This window comes from Chryseobacterium electrogenes (assembly GCF_053553015.1).
The window spans coordinates 2,896,916-2,921,781 of record NZ_JBNPPB010000002.1 but is presented as its reverse complement, the minus strand read 5'-3'; the positions used below and the strand labels follow the sequence as shown (position 1 = coordinate 2,921,781).

19 protein-coding genes and 1 tRNA gene are annotated in these 24,866 nt (G+C 34.4%); 12 read left to right on the top strand and 8 right to left on the bottom strand.

Features of this window, described 5'->3' with window-relative positions:
* Nucleotides 1–32 precede the first annotated feature (32 nt).
* The 7 genes from ACQQ6V_RS13465 (at nucleotide 33) to recG (ending at nucleotide 12,456) form a co-directional block, all read left to right on the top strand.
* Complete coding sequence (locus tag ACQQ6V_RS13465) at nucleotides 33–2,168, top strand: S9 family peptidase (RefSeq protein WP_448846022.1); 2,136 nt, start codon at nucleotides 33–35, stop codon at nucleotides 2,166–2,168.
* Nucleotides 2,169–2,383: 215 nt separating this feature from the next.
* Complete coding sequence (locus ACQQ6V_RS13460) at nucleotides 2,384–4,060, top strand: peptide MFS transporter (protein WP_448846021.1); 1,677 nt, start codon at nucleotides 2,384–2,386, stop codon at nucleotides 4,058–4,060.
* A 114-nt stretch (nucleotides 4,061–4,174) separates the two neighbouring features.
* Nucleotides 4,175–5,935, top strand: a complete 1,761-nt coding sequence (locus tag ACQQ6V_RS13455) for a peptide MFS transporter (protein ID WP_448846020.1) — start codon at nucleotides 4,175–4,177, stop codon at nucleotides 5,933–5,935.
* Nucleotides 5,936–6,143: 208 nt separating this feature from the next.
* Nucleotides 6,144–7,910 carry a peptide MFS transporter gene (locus ACQQ6V_RS13450; RefSeq protein ID WP_448846019.1) on the top strand — a complete coding sequence of 589 codons (1,767 nt, stop codon included), beginning with the start codon at nucleotides 6,144–6,146 and terminating at the stop codon, nucleotides 7,908–7,910.
* A 104-nt stretch (nucleotides 7,911–8,014) separates the two neighbouring features.
* On the top strand, nucleotides 8,015–9,526 hold the full coding sequence (locus ACQQ6V_RS13445) for a peptide MFS transporter (RefSeq protein WP_448846018.1): 1,512 nt from the start codon (nucleotides 8,015–8,017) through the stop codon (nucleotides 9,524–9,526).
* Nucleotides 9,527–9,560: 34 nt separating this feature from the next.
* A complete protein-coding gene (locus ACQQ6V_RS13440) occupies nucleotides 9,561–10,094 on the top strand; it encodes a thioredoxin family protein (protein ID WP_448846017.1) in 534 nt (177 codons plus the stop codon).
* A 274-nt stretch (nucleotides 10,095–10,368) separates the two neighbouring features.
* Nucleotides 10,369–12,456 carry an ATP-dependent DNA helicase RecG gene (gene recG / locus ACQQ6V_RS13435; protein WP_448846016.1) on the top strand — a complete coding sequence of 696 codons (2,088 nt, stop codon included), beginning with the start codon at nucleotides 10,369–10,371 and terminating at the stop codon, nucleotides 12,454–12,456.
* A 10-nt stretch (nucleotides 12,457–12,466) separates the two neighbouring features.
* Here the strand turns inward: recG and ACQQ6V_RS13430 are convergent, their stop codons facing one another.
* Complete coding sequence (locus ACQQ6V_RS13430) at nucleotides 12,467–12,961, bottom strand: GNAT family N-acetyltransferase (RefSeq protein ID WP_448846015.1); 495 nt, start codon at nucleotides 12,959–12,961, stop codon at nucleotides 12,467–12,469.
* A 39-nt stretch (nucleotides 12,962–13,000) separates the two neighbouring features.
* Nucleotides 13,001–13,873 (bottom strand): 4-hydroxy-tetrahydrodipicolinate synthase, encoded by an 873-nt coding sequence (dapA, locus tag ACQQ6V_RS13425; RefSeq protein ID WP_448846014.1) that lies wholly within the window; start codon nucleotides 13,871–13,873, stop codon nucleotides 13,001–13,003.
* 279 nt (nucleotides 13,874–14,152) lie between these two features.
* On the opposite strand from dapA, the gene bshB1 reads away from it, so the two are divergent.
* Complete coding sequence (bshB1, locus tag ACQQ6V_RS13420; RefSeq protein ID WP_448846013.1) at nucleotides 14,153–14,869, top strand: bacillithiol biosynthesis deacetylase BshB1; 717 nt, start codon at nucleotides 14,153–14,155, stop codon at nucleotides 14,867–14,869.
* A gap of 39 nt (nucleotides 14,870–14,908) precedes the next feature.
* Nucleotides 14,909–14,984, top strand: a tRNA-His gene (locus ACQQ6V_RS13415).
* 124 nt (nucleotides 14,985–15,108) lie between these two features.
* Here ACQQ6V_RS13415 and ACQQ6V_RS13410 read toward each other — a convergent pair.
* Together ACQQ6V_RS13410 and ACQQ6V_RS13405 are read right to left on the bottom strand one after the other, a co-directional pair.
* Entirely contained in the window at nucleotides 15,109–15,444 is a 336-nt protein-coding gene (locus ACQQ6V_RS13410) for a DUF3276 family protein (RefSeq protein WP_448846012.1), read from the bottom strand.
* A 128-nt stretch (nucleotides 15,445–15,572) separates the two neighbouring features.
* Nucleotides 15,573–17,240, bottom strand: a complete 1,668-nt coding sequence (locus ACQQ6V_RS13405) for an ABC transporter ATP-binding protein (protein ID WP_448846011.1) — start codon at nucleotides 17,238–17,240, stop codon at nucleotides 15,573–15,575.
* 165 nt (nucleotides 17,241–17,405) lie between these two features.
* On the opposite strand from ACQQ6V_RS13405, the gene mqo reads away from it, so the two are divergent.
* The 3 genes from mqo (at nucleotide 17,406) to ACQQ6V_RS13390 (ending at nucleotide 20,006) form a co-directional block, all read left to right on the top strand.
* A complete protein-coding gene (gene mqo / locus ACQQ6V_RS13400) occupies nucleotides 17,406–18,896 on the top strand; it encodes a malate dehydrogenase (quinone) (protein WP_448846010.1) in 1,491 nt (496 codons plus the stop codon).
* A gap of 104 nt (nucleotides 18,897–19,000) precedes the next feature.
* Nucleotides 19,001–19,393, top strand: a complete 393-nt coding sequence (locus tag ACQQ6V_RS13395; RefSeq protein ID WP_448846009.1) for a hypothetical protein — start codon at nucleotides 19,001–19,003, stop codon at nucleotides 19,391–19,393.
* A 1-nt stretch (nucleotide 19,394) separates the two neighbouring features.
* Nucleotides 19,395–20,006, top strand: coding sequence for a DUF1684 domain-containing protein (locus ACQQ6V_RS13390; RefSeq protein WP_448846008.1), 612 nt, complete (start codon nucleotides 19,395–19,397; stop codon nucleotides 20,004–20,006).
* On the opposite strand, the gene recO is transcribed toward ACQQ6V_RS13390, so the two are convergent.
* The 4 genes from recO to ACQQ6V_RS13370 are packed head-to-tail and all read right to left on the bottom strand — an operon-like array spanning nucleotide 20,003 to nucleotide 24,639.
* Nucleotides 20,003–20,686 (bottom strand): DNA repair protein RecO, encoded by a 684-nt coding sequence (gene recO, locus ACQQ6V_RS13385; protein ID WP_448846007.1) that lies wholly within the window; start codon nucleotides 20,684–20,686, stop codon nucleotides 20,003–20,005. The genes ACQQ6V_RS13390 and recO overlap by 4 nt on opposite strands.
* Nucleotides 20,686–22,932, bottom strand: coding sequence for a type IX secretion system anionic LPS delivery protein PorZ (porZ, locus tag ACQQ6V_RS13380; protein ID WP_448846006.1), 2,247 nt, complete (start codon nucleotides 22,930–22,932; stop codon nucleotides 20,686–20,688). The genes recO and porZ overlap by 1 nt, the downstream gene beginning before the upstream one ends.
* A gap of 4 nt (nucleotides 22,933–22,936) precedes the next feature.
* The gene (locus tag ACQQ6V_RS13375; protein ID WP_448846212.1) at nucleotides 22,937–23,887 is read right to left on the bottom strand and encodes a bifunctional metallophosphatase/5'-nucleotidase; all 951 of its coding nucleotides are present in this window, start codon (nucleotides 23,885–23,887) and stop codon (nucleotides 22,937–22,939) included.
* A 5-nt stretch (nucleotides 23,888–23,892) separates the two neighbouring features.
* Nucleotides 23,893–24,639, bottom strand: coding sequence for a 5'-nucleotidase C-terminal domain-containing protein (locus tag ACQQ6V_RS13370; protein WP_448846005.1), 747 nt, complete (start codon nucleotides 24,637–24,639; stop codon nucleotides 23,893–23,895).
* Nucleotides 24,640–24,866: the final 227 nt, after the last annotated feature.

Here is a 24,866-nt window from a genome sequence, read left to right as displayed (position 1 = left end):
ACACTTATAAATTTTTTGACAATAAATTGATTATGAAGAGAAATCTTATAAGTATTCTTGGCTTTGCAATTTTAGCAACACAAAATATTACAGCACAAGAAATTACATTAGACAAAATATACTCTGGTTATTACCGAGGCAAAGGCATCTCTGGCATCGCTTCTCTTAAAGATGGCGAGAATTATGCAACGATAGAAAGAGGTGGCATTGCCAAATATTCTTATAAAACATCAACAAAATCAGGAAATATCGTGGACGGAAACTTCCAAGCTTATATTTTTTCTGATGACGAAGGACACATCTTACTCCAAAAGGAAAGTGAGTCTATATACAGACATTCTTTCTTAGGAAAATTTGATGTTAAAAATCTTAAAACAGGCAAAACAATTGCGCTTAATAGCGGGAATTTTGTACAAGAACCTAAGTTTTCTCCAGACGGCAGCAAAGTGGCTTTTATTGTAGATAACAATCTTTTTTATCAAGATCTAAGCTCAGAAAAAATCACTCAGATCACCAATGATGGCAAGAAAAACGAAATTATTAACGGATTAGGCGACTGGGTTTATGAAGAAGAATTCGGGCATGCAGATTATTATCAATGGAACAAAGCTGGCGATGCTATTGTTTTTGTAAGATTTGATGAGAGAAAAGTTCCTGAAATTAACATCCCGATTTATCATAAAAATCTTTATCCTAAGTTAATGACTTACAAATATCCCAAAGCTGGCGAAGAAAACTCGACAGTTACGGCACATTTGTTTCAACTAAATTCTGGGCAGACATCACGACTTAATTTGGGCAATTTTGAAAATTATTACATTCCGAAAATTTTTCAAACTAAAGCTAACGACGAAATTATCATCGCAACATCCAACAGACACCACAATAAAGTGGACTTGTTGAAAGTAAATACCAAAACGACTGCTGTCAATAAGTTATTTACGGAAACGGATAAAGCATGGATAGAAACCGACAATCTTACTTTAGAATTTTTAGAAGACAACTCTTTCCTTTGGGCATCTGAGCGCGATGGCAACAGACATCTTTATTGGTACGACAATAATGGGAAACAGAAAAAGCAAGTTTCTAAAGGTCAATGGGAAATTACAGATTATTACGGTTATAACCCAAAATCTAAAGAAGTCTACATCCAAACTACCGAAAAAGGAAGCACTAATAAAGTAGTTTCTAAGCTCAATATCACCAGCGGAAAATCTCAAATTATATCAGAAACCGAAGGTAATAACAAGGCGGATTTTAGTAGTAATTTCAATTATTTTATCAATACAACATCCACTGCAAGTACGCCTTTCAGATATGTTTTAAAAGATGCTAACGGAAAAGAAATTAAAGAACTACAGAACAACAACGAGCTTTTATCAAAATTAAAAGCAGACAATTTTGTTAACAAAGAATTCTTCACGATTCCTAATGATGCTGGCGACCAGATGAATGCTTGGGTTATTAAGCCTAAGAATTTTGATCCTAACAAAAAATATCCCGTTTTTATGTTTCAATATTCTGGCCCTGGATCTCAGCAAGTTTCTAATTCTTGGGATGGTGGCAACGGAATCTGGTTCGAAATGCTAGCTCAAAAAGGTTATCTCGTTGTTTGTGTAGACGGTCGTGGTACCGGTTACAAAGGCACTGCTTATAAAAAAGTCATCTACAAACAACTCGGGAAATACGAAATTGAAGATCAAATTACCGCTGCCAAATGGTTAGGCAATCAATCTTATGTGGACAAATCCAGAATCGGAATTTTCGGATGGAGCTTTGGCGGTTATATGTCATCGTTGGCGTTAACTAAAGGCGCAGATGTTTTCAAGCTTGGGATCGCTGTGGCACCAGTAACCAACTGGAGATATTATGATAGTATCTACACCGAGAGATTCTTACAAACGCCTCAAGAAAACCCTTCTGGCTATGATCAAAACTCGCCAACAACTTTCGCTAATTTATTAAAAGGAAAATTCCTTTTGATTCATGGCACAGCTGATGACAATGTTCATTTCCAGAATTCTGTTGAATTTTCTGAAGCTTTAATTCAAAATAAAAAACAATTTGATTTTATGGCTTATCCAGATAAAGATCACGGGATCTATGGTGGACAGACAAGACCTCAATTGTATCAAAAAATGACCAATTATATTTTAGAAAACTTATAAGGTTTTAATTAATTATAACAATCCGACTTTAATTAAGGTCGGATTTTTTTGTTTAAATAAATCGAAGAACGATTTTAATTTCAAGCTAAAACAATCTCGCACATACAAAATCAAGGTTAATACGCGATCATTTTTTAACATTATCGGTATTGAAAATAAAAAATTCCCACATTATTTATTTTATCTATTAAATAAAAAACTTATTTTTGAAAATTATGAATATTGAAGTTATGAAAACTAAATCTACTAAACACCCTAAAGGTTTACCCTTTCTGTTTTTTACAGAAATGTGGGAGCGTTTTGGTTATTATTTGATTCTTGGGATTTTCGTGTTGTACATGATAGACCCAAAAGATACGGGCGGTCTGGCTTTTCCCGACAAAAGTGCTGACGATATTTTCGGGACTTTTATTGCCTTAACGTATCTGACGCCTTTCTTGGGAGGTTTTTTAGCTGACCGAATTCTAGGCTATATGAAAGCCATCTACATTGGCGGCGCGCTCATGGGATTAGGATATTTGGGTATTGGATTATTCCAAGAACTCCCGATGTTTTATGCATCTTTAGCATTAATTATTGTCGGAAATGGATTTTTCAAACCGAGTATTTCTACACTTTTAGGAAATCTTTATACTGGAGAATACAAGGATAACAAGGACGCTGGATATAATATTTTCTATATGGGAATTAATATAGGTGCCTTAATATGCAACTTTATTGCCGCGTTTATGCGTAACAAATATGGTTGGGGACCAGCTTTTATGACTGCTGGTATCGGGATGTTTGTAGGTCTAATCATTTTTTCTTTAGGAAGAAAACATCTTCTACAGGCTAATATTTTAAAACCAAAACAAGAAGGTGACGTTGCTTTATCAGGTATTCTTGTTCAGGTATTCTTGCCTGCTGTTGTTGCTGGCGTTATCGGTTGGTTTATTCCTGGTAATATCTTTGGCAGTGACTCTACCGATGCCTTTATTTTTGCATGTATCCCTGTCATTATCTTCTATGTGAGTCTTTATCTTAAAGCCAATCAGGATGATAAAAAACCAATTGGTGCATTGCTTGCCATCTTTGCGGTGAGTCTTATGTTCTGGGCTGTTTTTAAACAAAATGGAACAGCATTAACGCGTTGGGCTAATTATTACACCGACAGAAGTGTTGCTGACGCATTAGAAAAACCTTTAGAAAGTATCTATTTGGTTGAATCTAAAAATTATGAAACCAAAGAAGTTGGCGTCTATGACAATCAATTCTCTGCGGTAAAAGGTGATGACGGAAAATCCTTGAAAGAACAAGGAAAAGATCCTTACTTCAGAAATATCGATCCAGAAAAGAAGGCAGAATTAGAAAAAAATCCTTCGGAAAAAGTTTTCCTTTACAATACAGAACTATTCCAATCCATCAATCCATTCTGGGTGATAACTTTAACACCAATATTGGTCGGTATTTGGGCAATACTACGTCGTAAAGGTAAGGAGCCACCTACACCAACAAAAATTGTACTTGGTCTATTTATCTCTGCTTTATCTTGCTTAGTAATGGTTGGTGCAGTATATGCGGGGCAAAATGGACTTATCAAAGTATCAGCATTATGGCTATTTTTCTCTTACGGTGTAATTACAGTAGGCGAATTATGCCTGTCTCCTATGGGATTATCAATTGTGTCTAAGTTGAGTCCTGCAAGAATTACTGCGCTAATGATGGGTGGTTTCTTCTTAGCTAACTCTGTGGGCAACAAATTGTCTGGTATCCTAGCAAGTACATGGTACAATTACGAAAATAAAGCTAATTACTTCCTTGTTAATTTTGCTTTATTAATTTTTGCTACTATTTTGGGCTTGGTAATTCTTAAGAAATTAAACAAAATATTAAGAGAAAAAGGAATGAATTAAATATTCTTTCCCATATTCAAAAACCCGCATTTTATAAAAGAAGTGTGGGTTTTTTTATGAAAAATTATGTTAAAAAATGTAACTTAGGCGCCTCAAATTAATTTACAGGTAGCAATGGCAACATCATCTAATCAACAAGATTTTTATAAATCTGAAATACTGGGTCAGCGATCGGGACTTTTTGTTCTATTTTTTACGGAAATGTGGGAACGCTTTTCGTTTTATGGCATGCGTGTTTTACTTATTCAATTTTTAACCGCAGCAGTCCTTGTAGGGCATCCCAATTCTGGTTGGGCATGGAGCGCAGAACAAGCTAGTGCGCTTTACGGTACATATGCCATGATGTTATATCTAACTCCTATTATTGGTGGGATTATCGCAGATAAATATATAGGATCTAGGATGGCTGTTATAGTCGGCGCCATTATCATGACTATTGGCCATGCCTCTATGGCATTTGACACCCCTACAATGTTTTTTATCGGTTTGGCTTGTCTTGTTATCGGTACAGGGTTTTTCAAACCCAATATGCCATCTATCTTGGGTGAAATGTACAAAGACCTTCCTGAGAAAAAAGATGGTGCCTACACGATTTTCTATATGGGTGTTAATGCAGGTGCATTCTTCGGGATGATGCTGTGCGGCTATATTGCAGAAACACAAGGTTGGCATTGGGGCTTTGGCCTTGCTGGGATTTTCATGCTTTTAGGAACTTTACAATTTGCTTTCGCAAAACCGTTAATGGGTAACCTAGGTATTCTCAAAAAGACATCCGACCATAATATTAACGAAGCTGTTGAGCCTGAAGATACTGACAAACGCAATCCGTTTACATTAAAGGATTATATCCTGATTGGGATTGTAGCAATAATTGGCTTTTTGTATGCCTTTAATGATCCTCTTTCCAAAAATAAAATCATGGACATTTTTCAGTTTATGGATACGGAACATATTAGAGGCCAATATATCATGATTATTATTGCATTGGTTATTTTTCTTTATATGATTATTTCCAGAATTTTACGATATGATAAAGTTGTAAGAAATAGAATGTTTGCAGTAATATTACTAGCATTTTTCCTAATTTTCTTCTTTATGAGTTTTGAGCAAGGTGCAACGTCTTTAGTATTAATTGCTCGAGATTACATTGATAGAAGCCTGGAAGGTCCTAGCCTGATGATTTTTAACACTGTCAATGCATTATTTACCATCGTTCCTTTATCTATTATTTCTTTTGTATTGATAAAACTCGCTATCAAAACTTGGCATAAAATTGCATTTTCAAACCTTATACTAATACTTTGTTTTACATTGATTTGGGGCGCAGCTATCTGGATGTTATACAACGAATTTACTAAAGAAGCCTCCGAGATTACAGTATCTTGGTTTTCCACGCTTAACTCATTCTTTATCATAGCTTTAGCATCGATGGTGTCGAAACTTTGGGAATCGAAGTATAATCCATCGGCAGCTTTCAAGTACGGATTTGGACTCATCTTGGTTTCTATCGGATTTTTAATCCTCGGACTAGGAGCTATGCAAGTATCTGAAGGTGTTAAAATCTCAATGATTTTCTTAGTATTAACTTATCTATTCCACACTTTGGGCGAATTATTTATCTCCCCAGTTGGCTTGTCGTACGTGTCAAAATTGGTTCCTGCAAGAATGCTAGCCTTTATGTTTGGGATTTGGTATCTTGCGATTGCTATTGCGCAAAAATTAGCTGCGGTAATGGGTGGGCAAGTAGAAACAATTCAAAAAGAGTATTCTTTAAGTCATTTTTTCTTCCTATTTACAGCAATTCCACTTGGTGCAGGATTGCTGGTAATGCTTCTGAATCCTTTAATAAAAAAATTGATGCACGGTATTAAATAATCTATTGAAATAAATATTAAAGCTACTTCGTAATAAGGTAGCTTTTTTGTTTTATAGAACAAATTACCCCATACATTATATTTTTGCTGAATTATTAAAGCAAATAATGACGAAAATTGATGGATATTAACATATTGAAGAACATCAAGCTTTCATAATTGAATATTTTCTCTATCTTTCGGCATTCAAAATCAATAATTTTTTATAAATGATAACAGAAGATGCAAACCCAGATTTTTTTAAATCTAAAGTATTAGGACATCCCGCAGGATTGTTTGTACTGTTCTTTACAGAAATGTGGGAACGTTTCTCATTCTACGGAATGCGTGTTTTATTAATTCTATTCCTAACTGCAGCATTATCGGGAAATAATCCCGGCTGGGCTTGGAGTGCAGAAAATGCGGGTGCATTATATGGTACTTATGCGATGCTGTTATACATTACACCTATCTTCGGAGGTATTATTGCGGATAAATACATTGGTTACCGATGGGCTGTGGTTATTGGATCTATAATTATGACGTTAGGGCACGCCTTTATGGCGTTTGACCAACCATTATTCATGTATTTAGGTTTAGGATGTTTGGTGATTGGGACAGGATTCTTCAAACCCAATATGACCTCTATCCTTTCTGAAATGTATAAAGCATTCCCTGAAAAAAAGGATGGTGCCTACACTATTTTCTATATGGGTGTTAACGCTGGTGCCTTCTTCGGGATGATGCTTTGTGGTTACCTAGCCAATAATCTTGGCTGGCATTATGGTTTTGGATTAGCTGGGATTTTCATGTTATTAGGGACTTTACAATTCTGGTTGGCCAAACCTTTATTTGGTAGAATTGGTGAAGTACCAACGGCTGAAACCAAGTTAGAAAAAGCGGCAATTGCAAAAGCTGAATTAAAGGAAGGAGAAGAGGATAAACCAAATCCATTCACAACTTTTGACTATATTTTAATTGTTATTTCTACCATTGCAGGTCTACTTTATGCTTTCAATGATCCTTTATCAAAAATCGGGAACATCAACATTATTCCTAAAACGCTATTCGGGATGGACGGCTCTATAGTTGTCGTTGTTGCAGGATTAATTTTATTTTTAATACTAGTTGTGACAAGAGTCGTGAGATACTCTCCAATTGTGAGAGATAGAATGATTGCCGTAACGATCTTCGCATTTTTCACTATCTTCTTTTGGATGTCTTTTGAGCAAGGCGCATCATCATTAGTAATTTTTGCTAGAGACAATGTAGATCGTGCTTTGGAGGGACCTTCTCTTAGCACCTTCAACATCATTAATACTTTATTAACAGTTGTTCCGTTGCTTATTATTTCTTGGGTTTTATTCCTTTTAGCAAAACAAACCTTTAAAAAAGCACCTGCTTCCAACATCGTGTTAGCTATTACTTTTTTAGGTGTTTGGGGTGTTGCAATTTGGATGTTAACTAATGAATACGGAAAAACGGCATCATCCATTGACCCAAGCTGGTTCTCAATCCTCAACTCATTCTTTATCATATCATTAGCATCAACAGTATCGAAACTTTGGGATTCTAAGTACAATCCACCAGCTGCTGTAAAATATGGCCTAGGGCTTATCATCATGGCAATAGGATTCGGCTTATTAGCTTACGGATCTCATGATATGCAGGTTGGCGTTAAAGTCTCTATGATTTGGTTAATTTTGGCATATCTATTCCATACGTTAGGAGAATTATTCCTATCACCAGTAGGATTATCTTACGTTTCGAAATTAGTTCCTGCAAGGATGATTGCCTTCATGTTTGGAATTTGGTATTTAGCCATCGCTATTGGTAACAAATTGGCTGCAGCGGTAGGTGGTGAGATTGAAAATATTACTGAAAAATATTCTCTCTCAACATTTTTCTTAATCTTCACTATAGTACCAACAGTTGCGGGTATTTTAGTAATATTACTAAATCCGTTGCTTAAGAAATTAATGCACGGCGTAAAATAATTGATAATAAATTCAAAATACTTCTAAAACCTCTGCTTTGTCGGAGGTTTTTTATTAAATTAGCCTCGTTATTTTCAATAAAAAGAGATAACCCATTAATATTTATGTACACTTTAGAACAAATTCAAAATTTTAAAGGAAAATATCCAAAACAGATTTGGAGTCTTTTCTTTTCAGAAATGTGGGAGCGTTTCTGCTTTTACGGTATGCGCGGTATGTTGGTGTTTTTTATGATCCACCAACTTAATTTCCATGACAAAGAGGCAAGTTTGCAATATGGAGCAACACAAGCTTTTGTCTATGCCTTTACCTTTATTGGAGGACTTTTTGCAGATAAAATTTTAGGTTTTAGAAAATCTCTTTTTTGGGGTGGATTAATGATGATTATCGGAAGTAGCCTATTGGCGGCTGATCCGCATGAGAATTTTTTCTTTGGATTGGCCTTTATTATTATCGGCACAGGTTTTTTCAAACCCAATATCTCTACTATGGTTGGTGAACTTTATAAAGAAGGCGATAACCGTACAGATGCTGGATTTTCTTTATTTTATGCAGGTATTAACTTAGGCGCATTTTTAGGTGGTTACGTCTGCGTTGCTATTGGAAAAGGCTACATGTTAACTTCGGTTATAGACGAGGCCCACCGTTGGAATGTTGCTTTTGGACTAGCTGCAGTAGGGATGATTATCAGCCTTATTAACTTTCATTTCACTAAAAAACACCTAGGACCAATAGGTCTACAACCTGGTCATCCTGATGCTATTGTTAAAACAAAGCCACTTCCAAAATGGGCAGAGTATGCAGTATATGTTGGGACTTTGTTACTAATACCAATTATCCAAATAATGGTATCTAAAACACAGTACACAGATTATTTTATGTACACAATTGGCCCCGTAGTATTAATTTATTTATTCTACGAAATGTCTAAAGTGAGCATTGCAGAACGTAAAAAACTAACTGCTGCTTTAGTATTTATATTATTCTCAATTATTTTCTGGGGAATTTATGAACAAAGCGGAGGTTCATTAAGTATTTTTGCTGCCAAAAACCTTAACGACTCTTTAGTCGGCATGACAGTAGATCCTAATGGCGTTAACAACTCAGGAGGAGCATTTTTCATCATTTTATTAGCACCACTTTTTGGATTGCTTTGGATTTGGTTAGGTAAGAAAAAGATTGAACCTAACACGATTATCAAATTCGGATTAGGTTTCATTTTCCTAGGATTGGGATATTACGTGTTGTTTGCAACAAGATTCTTTGCAATTGACGGAGTTTCTTCATTAGACATCTTCACATTATCATTGTTAGTCATCACCATTGGTGAACTCTGTTTATCGCCGATTGGTTTATCTATTATGACCAAACTGTCTCCTGCAAAATTACAAGGCATTATGATGGGAATGTGGTTCTTAGCATCAGCTTATGGACAATATGTAGCGGGATTAATTGGGGCTAATATGGCAGAGGCTAGAGAAAATGCGAGTGCAGCAGAATCTTTACTAACCTATACGGATGGTTATAAAATGCTGGGTATCTATGCCGTTATTGCAGGAGTGGTATTAATTTTGATATCACCTATGGTGAAGAAGTTAATGCAAGAAGTGAGATAGCCGCAAGTATTAATCTGACTAAAGATTAAAAAAAATGAGAAAATTATTTGGATTTTTATTACTGTTACAGATAACATTTGGCTTTGGTCAGATCCGTTGGATAGGCATTAATCAAGCGCTTGAAGAACAAAAGAAAAATCCAAAAAAAATTCTCATTGACTTCTCATCTAATCTTTGTGAATCTTGCAAAGGGATGAACAAAACTACCTTTAGTAATCCTATCATTTCAAAATTAATTAACGATCATTTTTATGCAGTAAAATTTGATTGTGACAGTAACGAAGTGGTAAATTTCTTTGGCAGAACATTTTCTAATCCCGATTTTAATACTAAAAAACCAAAACCTAATTGGCATCAATTCGCTAAGTTCATGAATATTACGACTACGCCAACAATGGTATTTCTGGACGAAAAAGCAATGCCCATTACCAATCTTATGGGTGCGCTCAGCGCAAAAGATGTAGAACCTTATTTTAATATGATTTCTTCTGGAGAATATCAAAATATCAAAACCCGCCAGCAATGGGATAATTATCAGAGGAAATTCAAATCAAAAATCAAAGAATAATAGACAACTTCCAGCTAAGCACTGGAAGTTTTTTTATGGCAATTCCCTCTCCAACAGCATTGCAACCACTCGGGTCGGGCTGTCCGCTATATCTCTGGTTTTCTCGCTCGGACCTCTCCGCTACGCTCCGCCGCCTCACTCCAAAACCAGAGGATGCCGCTTCCATCCCTATTGCAGAAGACCTCATAAAAGAACACTTTATCAGAATCAAAATAGAAAACGATTTTCATTTCCATAGAAAAACTTGTAAATTGCATCTTCTTTACAAGAAACATTGTCGTTAGAAACTCCCATAGAATACGTAAAAGGAATCGGTCCAGATCGCGCCAAGCTCATAAAAAATGTGTTAGGCATCAACAATGTAGAAGATCTGCTTAACTATTACCCGATAAGATATATCGACAAAAGTAAAATCTATACCATTTCTGAACTCAATCCCAGCATAGACATCGACATCCAGCTAAAAGGCAAAATAACCGATTTGCAAGAAGTTGTATCTTCTAAAGGCAAAAGGTTATCTGCAAAATTTCGGGATCATACCGGCACGATGGATTTAGTATGGTTTCGTTATAGCAAATGGCTGAAAGAGCAAATTCCGATAAACAAAGATCTTTTCATTTTTGGGAAAATACAATATTTCAACAATGGATTTTCTATGCCGCATCCAGAAATAGAATTGGACGAAGCCAAAGCACTTTCTGGCACATTAATGCCCGTTTATTCTAACAGCGAAAAGCTGACAAAGAGAAACGTCACCAATAAGTTTTTTCAGAATACCATTTTCGATATTCTAAAGAATCTACCTCAACTTATAGAAGAAAACCTACCCGATTCTTTGATAAAATCACTGAGATTAATGGGAAGATTGGATTCATTTTACAACATTCATTTTCCTAAAAATACGCAATTAGCCCACGAAGCAGATCGCAGATTAAAATTTGAAGAAGCTTTCTTTTTTCAGTTAGGATTTGGATTAAAAAAATTACATCAACACACAAAGTCTGTCGGCAATCCATTCCCAATTGTGGGCGATTATTTCAATGATTTTTATAATAATAAACTTCCTTTTGAATTAACCAATGCACAAAAACGCGTTTTAAAAGAAATCCGAATGGATATGAAACGCGCTACGCAAATGAATCGCTTATTGCAAGGCGACGTTGGATCTGGTAAGACGATGGTGGCATTATTAACGATGCTAATTGCGATGGATAATGGTTTCCAAAGTTGTATGATGGCACCTACGGAAATCTTAGCGCAGCAACATTTTAATTCAATTAAAGAATTACTGAAAGATTCTGATATCAATGTAAAACTGTTGACTGGATCTACCAAAACATCGGAGCGAAAAATCATTCATCAAGAATTACTTAATGGAGAATTAGCAATGTTAGTTGGCACGCATGCTGTTTTAGAAGATATTGTTCAGTTCAAAAATTTAGGATTAGTAATTATTGATGAACAGCATAGATTTGGTGTAGCGCAGAGAGCAAAGCTTTGGGCAAAAAATAAAATTCCGCCACATATATTGGTCATGACAGCAACTCCTATCCCAAGAACGCTAGCCATGAGCTTTTACAGCGACTTGGACGTGTCTGTTATTGACGAAATGCCTGTTGGCAGAAAAGCTATTATTACCGCCCACAGACGAGAAAAAGATCGTGCTTATGTTTATAATTTTTGTCATGAAGAAATAGCAAAAGGACGTCAAATTTATTTTGTTTATCCTTTAATTGAAGAGTCAGAAACGCTGGATTACAAAAACTTACAAGATGGTTTTGATCATATTCTTCAGCATTTTAAAAGTTACAATATCACGATGCTTCACGGCAAAATGAAACCACAGGAGAAGGACGAAGCGATGCAATATTTTGCTTCTGGAAATGCTCAAATTATGGTTGCTACAACGGTAATAGAAGTCGGCGTTAATGTGCCTAATGCTTCTGTAATGGTTATAGAAAGTGCAGAACGTTTTGGTCTATCACAACTTCATCAATTAAGAGGAAGAGTTGGACGTGGCGCAGAACAAAGTTATTGCATCTTGATGACTTCTGATAAAATGTCAACAGAAAGTAGAACAAGAATCAAAACGATGACCGAAACTAATGATGGTTTCAGGATTTCTGAAGTCGATATGGAGTTACGTGGTCCTGGTGATATTCTGGGTACACAACAAAGTGGTGTTATGGATTTCAAAAGGCTTAACCTTATGACCGATTCTGCCATAATTAAGGCATCTAAACAAGCTGTTGAGCTTTTGTTAGAAAAAGATGCCCTTCTTAGTCATCCCAATCATCAAGCGATGAGAAATTTCTATATTAGACACTATAAAGGAAAAAATAAATGGTCTAAGATTAGCTAACATATAAAAGTTAGAACTTTATTTCCATCAAATAATCATCCATAACATAGCCTTCTCCAATATCAAAAACTGCTTCTTCATAGATTGTATAGCCTTGATGCTCATAAAAATCTTTAGCAGAATTATATTTATTAACGGTTAAAATAATCCGAGAATCGCCGGCAGATACGGCTTGATCTTTAACCAAATTAAGTCCAAACTTTCCGGCTCCTTTTCCTTTAGCTTCGGGTATTAGATAAATGCGATGCAACTTAGTGGTCTTCTCTTCTGCATGATTCTCATATCCTACAAATCCTAAAGCTTGTTCGTTTTCCTGTATAATATAATAATGATAATTAGGATTTTCAAAATGGCTCGCTAAAGTCTGCTCAGAGTACATGAGGTCTAACATATAATCTAACTGTTCTTGAGACAATATATCTGCATAAGCCACTTCCCAAGACTTTCTCGCTAAATCCTGAATAAGACTAATATCCAACGTTGTCGCTTTTCTATCAATAATCATATCTCTAAAACTAAAAATGAGCCGAAGCTCATTTTGTTATTATATTGTTTTCATTTCTTCCTTAATCTTGCTTTGCAACGCATCAGATGCTTTGGTAAGAGGCAATCTAAGATAGTTTTTGATAATTCCTTTCTCTGCCAAAACGGTTTTTATACCACAAGGATTACCTTCAGCAAAAATAAGCCTTGTAATCTCTACCAATCGGTTATGGATTTCGTAAGCTTCTTTAACCTTTCCATCAAAAGCCAATTGCAGCATCGTAGAAAATTCTTTAGGATAAGCCTGTCCAATGACAGAAATAACGCCATTACCACCCGCCAAAGTCACAGGTAATGTAAACTCATCATCTCCAGAAACTAAATTGAATGCACTCGGCTTCTTTCTAATAATATCAAAATACTGTAAGATGTTAGGCGCAGCTTCTTTAATCATAATAAGATTAGGAAACTCATTGGCTAATCTCAACGTTGTAGCTGCTTCAATATTCTGACCAGTTCTAGACGGTACATTATAGATAATAATATTTTTTCCGGTAGAAGCAATCATTTTATAATGCTGATAAAGCCCTTCCTGATTAGGTTTATTATAATATGGAGACACAGATAACACCGCCTCAAAAGCCGATAGATCCGCCTCTTCAATCTGGCGTTTCACTTCCATTGTATTATTACCACCAATTCCTAAAACTAACGGAACTCTACCATTATTAACCTTTATAATATGTGCAATTACCTGTTTCTTTTCCTCTTCAGACAAGGTTGCTGCCTCTGCAGTCGTCCCTAAAACTACCAGATAATTAGTCCCGTTATCGATATTGAAATCAATTAACTTCGTCAACGAATCAAAATCTACCGACAAATCTTCGTTAAATGGCGTTACCAGCGCAACACCTACACCTTTTAGATTGCTCATAACATAAAATATTTATCGTAAAAATAAGATATTTTCTCTAATAGTTAGGGCAATCCGTCATAATTTATTTCCCAATCATTAGGCATCACCTCATAAATTATGCCGTCGGGCTGTACGCTATATCTCTAGTTTTCTCGCTCGGACGGCTTCGCTTCGCTCTGCCACCTCACCCCAAAACTAGAGGATGCCGCTCCCATCCCTATTGCTGCAGTAGCTTCTTATCTTTTGTCAAGATGAGTTGTTACTGTAATTTGTACATTTGCTTCAAACAATTAAAAAATGAAACTAGATATATTAGCTTTTGGCGCGCATCCTGATGATGTAGAACTAAGTTGTAGTGGCACATTAGCAAAACTAATTGCAGAAGGAAAAAAAGTAGGCATTATAGATCTCACCCAAGGCGAACTTGGTACAAGAGGGACCAACATTACTAGAGCAGAAGAAGCTGCCGAAGCATCCAAGATACTCGGAATTAACGTTAGAGAAAATCTAAAAATGAAAGATGGCTTCTTAGACAACTCAGAAGAATACCAAATGAGAATTATAAAAGTTCTTAGGAAGTATCAGCCAGACATGGTTTTTGCCAATGCAATAGATGATAGACATCCCGATCATGCAAAAGCAGCCAAATTAACGTCAGATGCTTGCTTTTTATCAGGATTAAGAAAAATCGAAACGACAGACAATGGCATTTTGCAAGACGTTTGGCGTCCAAAACATATTTTTAATTACATTCAATGGAAAAATATTGAACCCGATTTTGTGATAGATATTTCAGATTATATGGATGTCAAAATTAAGAGTTGCCTAGCTTATAAAACGCAATTCTACGATCCAACTTCTTCAGAACCAACAACTCCCATCACAACAAAAGACTTCTTAGAAAGTATTACTTATCGTGCTCAAGACCTTGGGAGGCTATCTGGTGTGACTTATGCAGAGGGTTTTACTTCAGAAAAATTGCTAGTTTTTAAAAATTTTGAAGGAATTGTTTGATGGTTTAAAATAAAGTGTTATATTTGCACACGCAAAAACGGTGATTGTAGCTCAGTTGGTTAGAGCGCCGGATTGTGGTTCCGGAGGTCGGGGGTTCGAGACCCCTCATTCACCCAAAACAAAAGCATCTGATTATCAGATGCTTTTTTGTTTTAGCTCCTATTAGAAACATTTATCACCGTTAATAAAACAAAAAAAAAGCACATTTTAAAAAATGTGCTTTTTATATTTTATGTTATTTAGACTTCGTCATCAGACTCAATCGTAAAAGATTTTGCTTTGTAATCTTTATCATGTCTTTCTGATATTACATCCTCTCCTTTCTGTTGGATAATAAAATCTGTTGATTCATTAAACATATCTATGAAGTTTTTAAAATCTTCTTTATAAAGATAAATTTTATGCTTCTCAAAAGTAGCCTCCCCATTTTCTCCAAAATTCTTTTTACTTTCGGTAACTGTAAGGTAATAATCTCCTGCTTTTGTCTCGCGCACATCAAAGAAATATGTTCTTCTTCCTGCTTTTAACACCTTTGTGAAAATTTCATTTTCATGGCGTTCTTTGTATTCACTCATTTGTACAAATTTTTTTAGAACTCTTTATTAACAAATATATAAGAATTCTTTGGATTCTCAAATATTTTTTAAATTATTTGTAACAAATATGGTATTTTAACAAATTAAATGATTTTTTTTCACACATTTTAAGCCTCTTGTGGTGAAAGATCTAAGATCCTATCTGCTCGCTTTGCACTTGACTCTCTGTGAGTTATAATAATTGATGTAGACTTCTTTAAGTCTTTTTCTATGTTCTGTAAGATATTCTCCTCTGTTTCTGTATCTAAAGCAGATAAGCTGTCATCAAAAATCAAAATCTGAGGTTCTTTTATCATTGCTCTAGCTATACAAATCCTTTGTTTTTGTCCACCAGATAGCATAACACCCCTCTCTCCTACTACAGTTTCATATTGATTTTTAAAATCCATAATATTGCTATGAACGTCAGCTTTTTTAGCATACCTCTCTACCATTTCTAAGGTGGGATTATCTATTGCAAAGCCAATATTTTCTTTTATGGTATCAGAAAACAAATAACTTTCCTGAGGAATATAACCCAACTTCTGACGATATATTTCAAGATTATGGTCTTTAAGATTTTTACCATCAATTAAGATTTCGCCTTCATCTGGATCTACTAATCTGCATAACAAGAGCGCAATTGTAGATTTACCACTTCCAGTTTTTCCCATAATAGCAAGCGTTTTACCTGCCTCTATTTTAAAACTAAGACGATCTAGTGCCTTAATTCCCGTATTAGGATAAGTGTAACTTACATTACGAAATTCTATATCTCCCTTAATTTCATATTTGTCATGATTGGTATTAATCACATCAGACTTCATTTCTAAAAACTCATTAACACGTTGCATTGATGCTTCTGCTCTTTGATTAACAGAAGTCACCCAACCGACCATAGAAAAAGGAAAAATTAAGATATTAATGTATAAGAAAAAATCCGCAATTGTCCCAACATCCATCAATCCTTCCATATACTTTTGCCCACCTATATAAAGGATAACAACATTCAATAATCCTATTACAAAAAGTATTATGGTAAAAAAATAAGCTTCAGTTTTTGCAAGATCCAAGGCTTTGTCCTGGTAATCTTTAACCTTAATTCCGTAATTTTTTTCGATATATTTTTCTTTGCTAAAGAATTTCACAACTCTAATCCCGGAAAAACTATCTTGTACAAAAGTAGAAATAGCCGACTGGCTTTTCTGCATTACTTTTGACTTCTTATTGATAATATCACTGACTTTATAAATTAAAAAAGATAAAATCGGCAAGGGAAGAAGAGTCCAAATTGTCATTTCTATATCTGTCATTACCATATATACACTGGTAATAATTAATAAAATAATAAGGTTAACAACATACATAACCCCAGGACCAAGATACATTCTTATCGCAACCACATCTTCGCTCAATCGGTTCATTAGATCTCCAATGGTTGTTTTCTTATAATCCGTTAGCGATAATTGTTGATAATGCTCATAGATTTTATTTTTCAATTCATATTCTATCCTTCGGGAAGCCACTATAATCGTCTGGCGCATCATAAATGTAAAAAATCCCGACAATATAGATGACCCAACAATAATAGCTGCGTTTATAATTAATAATCTATAAAACTCTTTCTGATCGCCTTGACTGCGTAATAAAGATTTTTGAATTTCATTAACCGTAGCACCAATAAACTGGACTTTGTAAATGGCAAAAAAATTACTTAATATAATGAATAGAAATCCCCAAAATAATAAAACGCGATGTTTCCAGAAGTAGGGATTCAGGGTTTTTAATGCTTTCATTGATAAAATTATCACCCTTCTTTTTAAGGCGAATCACCTTGCAAAGTTACTAAATTAATTTCTTGTAACTAATCCTGATTAAAAGAGATTTTATGTGAGTTTGGCATGAATTTTCCTCAAATCTAAACTTTATTTACAACAGTTATCTTATTAATTTTCTATAAAATGATTAACACTCCAAAACCCAAATATGATATCGCCCTTATTGGAGGCGGTATTATGAGCGCAACATTAGCCACAATCATCCACGAGCTACAACCAGAGCTCAAAGTAGTAATCTTAGAAAGGTTAGATGATGTTGCCAAAGAAAGTTCTGACGCTTGGAATAATGCAGGTACAGGACACTCAGCTTTCTGCGAACTTAACTATACCACGGAAAAAGAAGATGGAAGTATTGATATCTCCAAAGCTTTAAAAATTGTACAACAATTTGAATTATCTAAACAATTTTGGTCGTATTTAATAGAAAAAGGAAGAATAGACACACCTAAAGATTTCATCAACTCTTGTCCTCACATGAGTTTTGTTATGGGCGAAAAGGATGTAGATTTCTTAAGAAGAAGACAACAGACTATGACTAAATCTCATCTTTTCGAAGGTATGCAGTTTTCTGATGACCACGAAAAATTGAAAAAATGGATTCCTTTAATAATGAGCAAAAGAAGCCCTAATCACCATCTTGCAGCAACCAAAATGGATCTTGGGACTGATGTTAATTTTGGAGCTTTAACTAAAAAATTAATTCATCATCTACAAGAAGATAGTAGCGTAGAAGTATTTTGCTATCACGAAGTAAAAGAATTGAGCAGAAGAGAGAATGGTGATTGGCGACTAGAAGTAAAAGACAGAAAAAACTTACACACGCAAGATATTGATGCTCGATTTGTTTTTATTGGTGCTGGTGGTCATGCGCTAACATTGTTAGAAAGTTCTGGTATAGAAGAGGCTAATGGTTACGGTGGATTTCCGGTGAGTGGACAATGGTTAGTCACTAAAAATCCAGAATTAGTACAGCAACATAAGGCAAAAGTTTATACTCAAGCAACGGTAGATGCACCGCCAATGTCTGTCCCTCACTTAGACTTAAGAATTATAGATGGAGAAGAAGCTTTACTTTTTGGTCCATTTGCAGGATTCTCTACTAAATTTTTAAAAGAAGGAAGCTATCTTGATTTACCCGAAAGTATTAACTTCAAAAATATAAGATCGCTCTTTGGTGCATGGTGGCATAATTTACCATTAACAAGATATCTTGTACAACAAGTTGCTATGAACAAATCTCAGCGTCTAGCACATCTTAGAGACTTTATTAAAGATGCAAAAGAGGAAGATTGGGAACTGAAAATCGCAGGACAACGTGTCCAAATCATCAAAAAAGATGACAAGGATGGTGGCAAGTTAGAATTTGGGACAGAAGTTGTCGTTAACAAAGATTCTAGTATCGCCTCACTTCTTGGAGCTTCTCCTGGAGCAAGTACAGCAGTCTACGCTATGTTAGAGGTTTTAGAAAAAGCATTTCCTGATCGAGTTAAAGGAGATTGGAACAAAAAATTAACCGAGATGATACCGAGTTATGGCAAAAACTTAGCCGAAGACAAAGACCTTACAGAACAAATTAGAAATTACACAAAAAAGACATTAGAACTTCACTACTAACTTGTTCTGTTCTATAATAACAAAAAAACATCAAAATCCTATTTTATTTTTAATCAAAATGAAATAGGATTTTTTTAACTTAGATTCCTCAAAAAAAATAATCGTTGGGAACGACAGAAGTAAAACCTTTTATTGCAGAAGAAATCTTAAAAGATTTAAAAGAGATGTATCTTGAAGAGAAACAAGTAATTGTACATTGCCGTTTTAAATCTTTAGGTTTTTATGAAGAAAAAATAAGAATTTGGCCTTCTACTTTTTTGATAGATCGTAGGTCTAGTCATGTGAGCAAATTAATTCATCACGAAAATATTAGCCTTTTTCCGCATTGGACTGATGTAACACCTGGTAAAGATTATTATTTTACATTAATTTTTTCGGGACTTCCTGCCAACTGTGTTTCTTTTGATTTGCTAGAATCTATTCCAGAATCTGATGGTTTTTTCATAGAAAATATACAAAGAAACGAAACCGACATTTATCATATTTTAATTCAATAAAATGAAAATAACACTCATATTTTTCGCGTTAATAGCTACAATATATACTCAGGCACAATCCTTTGATAAAGAGTCTATAAAAGAATTTCAAAAGGAATTAAACCAAGAATATCTTAATAAGGAAACAACACCTTTGCGTGATGATAACTTCACTAAGTTTAAGAAGCATCCCTTTTTTCCTATCAATCAAAAATATTATGTTAAAGCAAAATTTGTAAAAACAGAGAATGCTCCAACATTAGAATTCCCGACATCTTCTGGTAAAACAAAATATTATACCGAATATGGTAAAGCTTACTTCGTAATTGAAGGAAAACCTCAGGTTTTAACATTATACACCAGTGAGGCTTTAAAATCAAAAGAAGACTATAAAGATTATCTCTTCTTACCTTTTAAAGATACAACTAATGGAAAACAAACTTATGGCGGTGGACGATATTTAGACCTAAAAACTCCGAAGGCGGACGAAATTATTATTGATTTCAACAAAGCATATCAGCCATTATGTGCCTACAACGCTTATGATTATAGTTGCCCTATCGTCCCGGAGGTTAATCAATTAAAGATACCAATAAAAGCTGGTATAAAATACGATGATGTCTATCATCACTAAAAAATATCTTGGATGACTTCCAGAGATTTAGGTGTTTTAAAATCTACAAAATGATAATGATAATACACCAATAAAGTATCTAATAATGCTTGTCTTTGCGGTCTTGTCAGTTGGATTCTGTAAGGATTATCTTGGTTTAAAACCAGTTTCCATAAGTCTGAATTCTCTTTATTGAAAAGATAATGCGTTTCATTAATTGTAAACACACCCGACTCTGGATTAAGATAATCATGTGATGAGACCAAAGGTGACCAACCTTGGATTTTCAAAATATTGAAGAGAATGATAATATGCGCTTGGACATTAGTAGTTTCAATAGCGTGTATAAAGCAAGAAATCTCGTTGTAAATTTCCTGCTGAGCTTGTTCGTTCTTTAAGATCTGATTGAGAAAATCTGCCACAAAAAATATGATCGCATTGATTTTTATGTCAAGATATATATCTTTATTGTGAGCAGATTCTATTTTACTAACATTGGATATTTTACCAGATTTTGCGTTGCTGGTAGTGATAATAATTTCATTAAGCGGAAAAAGATAGGCTTTCTTTTTATTCTTGGCTGTATAAATTCCTTTGGCAAAAAAACTATAAAACCCCTCTTCTCTAGTAAAGCAATGCAATATTGCATCGTGATCACCATAACGAACGTAAGAAGGAAGAAATCCGCTATATGTATTCATTAATTGACAACAGCTATTTTTGCAGTAGCTTTATCCGTACCATCTTCATTAGTCATTAACACAAAATAAATACCAGAAGATACCCTAACACCTCTTTGGTTATTGAGGTTCCATTCATAATAACCACCTCTGGCAATAGCAGAATGAACAACATTACCAGCTGCATCTGTAATCCTAATATTTGTTTTTGCTGCGAGCCCTTTTATCCTAACATTTCCTTTAAACTGATTATAAACGACAGGATTAGGATATACCAAAACATCGCCAAAATTATCTGTAACATTAGCAATATCTCCTTGATAAACAACTACTCCATCTAATGTTACAAAATAGACCTTTCCTGTTTTATCATCAATCTGTATATCTGTAACAGAATTATTAGGTAATGGAGAGTTAGACTTTGTAAAATGAAGATATGTCTGCTCACCATTTGGACTAAGGAAGAAAACACCACCACCACCTGTAGAAATCCATTTCTGGTTACCAGAATCTACTGTTATAGCTAGGATTTCTGCATCACGGAATAATTCTTCGCCCAAACCATTTTGCTCAATAATTATAGGATCTGCTTGTGGAGAATCCTCTAATATGGCAGATTTAGGATTAGATAATACTCTTAGCCCTTCTCTACCACCTATCCAGACATTATCGTTTTTATCTACAGCTACCGATACCGTACCATTAGATTGGAGATTATTTGATTTTTTTAATAACTTATATTTATCATCATTAAAATTACTTGGAGTATTATTATAATCATAAATCAAAAGACCACCATCATTACTATATCCTCCAGGATTATACAAAATCCCATTTTTAAGAACAATTTGTTCGGATCCTCCATTATCAATAATAGGTTTTAAATCAAATCGATCATTTATCTTATTATAATAAAGAAAGCCAACTGACGGTGATTTCATAACACCTACACTTACAAAAAGTTCATTATTTTCATCAAAATCTAATCCATTAGGTCTATTATAAGCAGGCTCGTTATTTAGAGGATAGAATTTAGAAAAATTATTAGATTCCATTTTATAGATCCCATTAGATTCTCCCAATGTATAATTTGTAAACAATACTTCTGTAGGTTTTATAGGATTAATTGCTGCTTTTAATACATTAAACTGTCTATCAGCTGTCAAAAAATAGTCTGGATAATTCCATTTCATACCATCAAAATGATAATACCCTAGGTTTCTTATGATAGGAGTATTATAATTTGCTTTTCCACCAGAGCTTATGACAATCTGATTATTGTACAAATTAATCTTAAATGACGCATTATTATAAGGTCCATCAGGTCTAAAACTACTATTATTTTTATCTAAAATCCCACTTAATAATGATCCTGAATACAAGTTATTTTTATAAAATGCTCCTGTATTTATATTCTCTGTATGATCAATTTTTTGTTCTAAAGTACCATTAATGGAAAATTGGAACAAAGCCTTTTCATCGGCTACCAATATTTTTTGTTGACTGATAACAATATCTTTAACATTAGAAAAACTTCCAGACAGACTTGGTAAATTTGCTAAATTTGACACTGAGCTAGGATTACCAAATTTAATCTGATTACCCATAGAATAAGCTAGAATATCACTAGATGCTATATTTTTATATATTCCATTTATCTTTGAAGATTGCCACGTTACAAAATTAGAGAAAGTTGTATTAATTTCATGTGAAAATAAGCCAGCATCAGTTGCTACATATACTTTATTATTAACAATACCCGCTTCATTAGCAACAGTAAAGACGCCTCCTGTAGAGAAAAAAGCGGTATCTCCAAATTCTTTTTTTCCTAGATTAAATATAGAAACTCCATATCCTACAGAAATTATAGCTTGGTCGCCTTTAATAGAAATATGATTAATTTTCTTGTCTCCATTATAGCCATTAGCAATAGGGATATCAACAATATAAAAGATACCATTAGGTGTTATCACATCTAGAGCCCCATTTTTATAACCAATTAAGCCTATTCTTGTTTCTGGATTATAATCAAAAGCAGAAATTTTAACATCGTGAAGACCATTAGCTTTTGATAATTTTTTGATTTCTCCAGATGATGGATTGTAGTAGAAAATTCCATTTTCTGTTGCTGCAATTAATCTATCACTATCTTCTCTTATAGCAAGTACATTGTTATATGAAAATAAGTCACTCCATCTTGTAGAGCTTTGTGCGTTTATCGTTAATGATAAAATAAAGAAGATTGCTAATAATAAATTTTTCTTCATATGATTATACAATTATACTATCGTCTATAACTTGATTATGCCACGAAATATTCTTCACAGACTTCGTTTTATCAAAATAAAAATCCAATCTACCCAACAAAAGTCCTGCCCATCCTACTTGGTTAACTATAACATTTTTTTGATCTTTATTCATAAAGTTCTGAGGTTTGTCTAGAAAAGTATGTGTATGACCTCCCAATATCAGATCAATCCCTGATGTTTTGGCAGCGAGATGTTTATCTGACATTCTTTGTGGTTCTTCCTCATAATCATAACCCAAATGTGATAAGCAAATCACCAAATCACACTGTTTTTCTTTTCTTAAAAAATCAGCATAATGCTGCGCTATTTCTATCGGATTAAGATATTCTGTTTCTCCATAGCTTTTTTTACCAACTAGCCCCTTTAGCTCTACACCAACACCAAAAATACCAACTCTAATTCCATTCTTGTTAAACACTTTATAAGGTTGAGTTTTACCATCCAAAATAGTATTCTTAAAATCGTAGTTAGAGCAAATAAAAGGGAATTTTGCGTTAGGCAAAACTTTAAGAAAACCGTCTAATCCATTATCAAAATCATGATTCCCCATCGTAGATGCATCGTACTGCATCATGCTCATTAGCTTAAACTCTAACTCGCCTCCAAAGAAATTAAAATATGGTGTCCCTTGGAAAATATCACCAGAATCTAATAATAATAAGTTACTTTCTTGCTGTCTTATTTTTTGTATTAAAGTTGCTCTTCTTGCAAAACCACCTTGATTAGGATTTTTGGTATAAGAAGAATCAAACGGCTCAATACGACTATGTTGATCATTGGTATGAAGAATTGTCAACTTATAATCAGAACTTTTGTCTAAAAATGATTGTTGTTCTGCCCATAACATCTGAGGCATCAATGATAAACCAACCGAACCTGCTCCTATATACTTTAAAAACTTTTTTCTATCCATCATCACTATTTTTTAAAAATCAATCTTACATCACTCGGGACAACAACTTCTGGCATCGCTCGGAATTTTTCTAAAAACAATTCTCTTAACTTAATGCCAGTTGGGATTAATTCTCCCTTAGTAAAGAAGTACATTCTATCACCACCAAATGCTAAATAATCTGAAGTGACGATGTAATAATCCTTGTCAAAATCGATTGCTTTACCGTTAACCAATTGCTTTGTGATTTTATTTTTATCCGTCTCCACTAACAAATGAGATACTGGATTGTTTTTTTGATTTTCTGCATAGTAATCAAACAAGCCTTGTAGATCTTTACCCTTAAGCTTTATGATAACAACTTCATTTTCGAAAGGCATAACTTCGAAGACTTGTTTTGTCGTTATATCTCCTGCTCCAATGACAGATCGTATACCTCCTATGTTAATAACTCCACCATCTAAATGTGGGATGTTATTCTTTTTTGCCCAATCTAACGCACCTTCATACGTGAAATCTGCTAAAAGATTACCGAGATTACTATTATCACCATCTTTGGTTAGATCTACACTAGTATGTGAGATCTTGGTGTTCATCTTGGCATCCATCTCATTCTTATACGGTTCTATAAAGGCTTTGATCTTGGCATCTTCTGATACTTGATTATCAATCACAATATTCTTCTCCGTATGAATATTGGCAATATTGAGATGGCTCTTACAAGCTCCCAATGAGATTAATGCTACTGCTAAAACAATGCTTCTAAACTTCATAAATATCTTCTGATATGTTTTTTACAAATCTAATGATTTTTGATTTTAGTTCTTATAATTGTGCCTTTTTTATGTGCAATATTTTTGCAATAGGGATAGAAGCGACATCCTTTGTGTGTGGGCATGAGGCGGCGGAGCGTAGCGGAGCCGTTCGAGTGCCCACACACAAAGATATAGCGGATAGCCCGACCCGAGCAGATGCCGAAGTTGTGGCCTAGGGAATTGCC